3 protein-coding genes are annotated in these 2,670 nt (G+C 62.9%); all 3 read right to left on the bottom strand.

Annotated features, from left to right (window positions below):
* Positions 1 to 14 precede the first annotated feature (14 nt).
* The gene (locus E8A12_RS02955; RefSeq protein WP_293366265.1) at positions 15 to 821 is read right to left on the bottom strand and encodes a class I SAM-dependent methyltransferase; all 807 of its coding nucleotides are present in this window, start codon (positions 819 to 821) and stop codon (positions 15 to 17) included.
* A 41-nt stretch (positions 822 to 862) separates the two neighbouring features.
* The gene (locus E8A12_RS02950) at positions 863 to 1,957 is read right to left on the bottom strand and encodes an FkbM family methyltransferase (protein WP_293366264.1); all 1,095 of its coding nucleotides are present in this window, start codon (positions 1,955 to 1,957) and stop codon (positions 863 to 865) included.
* Positions 1,958 to 1,972: 15 nt separating this feature from the next.
* Positions 1,973 to 2,670, bottom strand: a 698-nt coding sequence (locus E8A12_RS02945) for a hypothetical protein (protein WP_293366263.1), incomplete at its 5' end; no start/stop codon positions are given.

Genomic DNA, 2,670 nt, shown 5'->3' with positions numbered 1-2,670 from the left:
ATCGGCCATAGCCTCTAGACGCCGATCTTCAGGAAATCGCGCCCGGCCTTCCCGACCAGCAGGATCGCCAGCATTGTATGCTGGATGCAGACGACGACCTCGTGCTTCGCCAGCCCCTTCACGAAGGTCGTCACGTCGTCATGGATATTCGAATTGAAGTCGTGCCAAACGATCAGGCCGCTATCGCCGATCATCTTCCTGGCGTTGGCGGTGTCGATGGTTACGGTTTCGGTGTCGTGACCCCCGTCGACGAACACGATGTCGACCGAGCCGTCGAGGCCATGGGCCGCCGGGTCGAACGTCCGGCTGTCCTGCTGGAGCAGGCAAAGCCTGGGCTTGTCGGCGGCCGACAGCGACCTGGTGTAGTGAGGCCCGAGAGCGCCCTGGGCGCCCCTCAGATATTCGTCGTTGATATCGCCGTCGCTCCGCAGGTCCGCCTCGGCGAAGGAGTCCAGAGGTTTGCCGCTGACATGGCTGTCGCCGAGGTCGAGAGAATAGACGGCGCAATCGTCTGCTGAATTTTCGACGAGCAGGGAGGTGGAGTAGCCCAGGAAAGTCCCGAACTCGAAGATCTTGCGCGGCTTGACGAGCTTGACGAGCGATACGAGAGTCGCGGCTTCGAGCAGGGTAACGCTGCCGATGTTGCTCGACGGGACGTTGATCTTCATCGAAACGGGCGTGGGGTCGCCCGCTTCGATCTTCATGAAGACGACCTTAGGCTTGATGTGGACCAGCCCGGCCGTATGGGTCGCACAGTGCTCGAACAACTCCGCAGGGTTGCTCATAGGGCTGAAGTTCGACGCCGAGGGCTCAAGGTCCATGACGGTTCCGATCACAATTGGCCTGAGGCGGACCTGCGCCGTCAGACGAAGAACATTACGGTTTCAGACCAGCCCTGGGTGTAGTGTCTCAAATACACCTTGTAGTCCGGGTGGATTGAACGGGCGTATCGCCACACGGTGCGGAAATCGCTGGCGCGGTGATAGACGGCGATGGCCAGTTTGGGGCGGTCGTCGCGGATATGCCGCTCGCATCCGGCCAGGGCTGTCAGTTCCCACCCCTCCAGGTCCATCTTGATGAAGCTCACCGGCTCGGCGACGGCCAGGTCCAAGGTGGTCATCTGAACCTCTTCACCTGGGCCTGAGGTGACGGCGGACGCCGATCCGGCTTCGGCGTCGAAGGTCATGCTGCCGACTTGGTCGGAGAGCCCTTCCTGATGGAAGACGATGTCCCGATGGGCCTCCAGTCTGGCCTTGGCCGCCCGCATGTTGCGTTGCGACGGCTCGAACAGATGGACCTTCCGATAGTCCGGGTAACGGCGGCAGAACTCCTCGGTCGTGTCGCCGTCGAAGCCGCCTGCGTCTACGAACACCTCCGAGCGCAGGTCGAGGAAGGGTTCGAAGTACTGGTCCTTCACGCGGATCGCGTAGTCCTGCATGAACTGGGTGTTCGCCGTAAGACGATAGCGGACGAGGTCCAGCAGGATCTGCCTGGAGGGCTTGTCCTCCAGGCTATCGAAAACCTCGCCCCATTCCGCGTCGAACAGCCGCCAATCCTCGCGCTGGTCCTGGACGAAGCGCGGCTGTTCGATCCCGCCCGCGGCCGCGGAGATGAGTTCGTGGATCGAAACGACCGATCCGATCCCTGCGGCCTTGATCCTTTGCTCGACGGCGACCGGACTGATCGAGGTCGAGCAATTGATGACGATGGCGTCGCCGGGAAGCTGTGCGGTGGACACGATCGGAAGGCCGCGCCAATCCGAGCCCGGCTCGGCGAAGTCGTCCACTAGGCCGTCCAGCCTCAGCCCGCCGATCAGGCCCGAGGACTGTTCGTTGCGGCCGACGATGAAGCACGGACGCTCCGACGCACCCGACAGGAGCTCCCGGGCTATGGCCTGATTGGCGGCTGGGGCGTCGATCGCGGCGTTCGCAGCGGACTTGAAGTCGTGGCTGGTCATCTCACCACCTGCGCCCTAGCCGAGAACCGAGTAGAGTTCGCTGCGCAAAGTGGCGCGCATCAGCTCGTCAAGCGCCGGACCGGGCTCTGTCCTGGCGAACAGGATTCCGATGCGGGCGAACGGAGCTGCTGCGACGCGGTCGCCGACGAGCGCCTGCGGGAAAAACATTTCGATCTCGACGGGCCGGTGAAACTGAAGCGACTCGAAGGTCTGCTCTTCGCGCAGGGAAATCGTGTGCCGCATGATTGCGCTTTCGCGCCGAACGCAGGCCTTGAACGGTGCGCCGATGAAGGGCCGCGCATAGTTTTCCGCGTAGTCGAAGCCCGTCGAGAGCGAGATCAACAGACTGTAGAGGTCGCCCGGGCAGCGCCGGGTGATCTCGATGATCCAGAACTGCTCGCCGTCGAAAATGAACTGGGTGTGGATCAGGCCCGACGTCAGCTTCAGGTCGCAGGCGATCTGTTCGATCGCGTCCCTGGTCTTGCGAAGCAACGTCGGGTCGAAGTCGGTGACCACACAGCTCGTATCGACGGTGAACGGGTTGATGGACCCGTGCTCTTCCACGATGAAGTCGGCGACAATGCCGTCCTCGCCCAGGAAGGCGGTGTGGCTGTAGAGCTGGCCCTCGACGAACTCCTCGATGAGGCAGGCGCCGGTCGCGGAGAATGACTTCGCCAAGGTCAGCGCGGCGCCGATCTCGTCCGCCGTCGGCG

It is taken from the genome of Phenylobacterium sp., assembly GCF_004799395.1.
Classification (GTDB): domain Bacteria; phylum Pseudomonadota; class Alphaproteobacteria; order Caulobacterales; family Caulobacteraceae; genus Phenylobacterium.
Note: the sequence above shows the minus strand (reverse complement) of the source record. Positions and strands in the feature narration are given on the sequence as shown.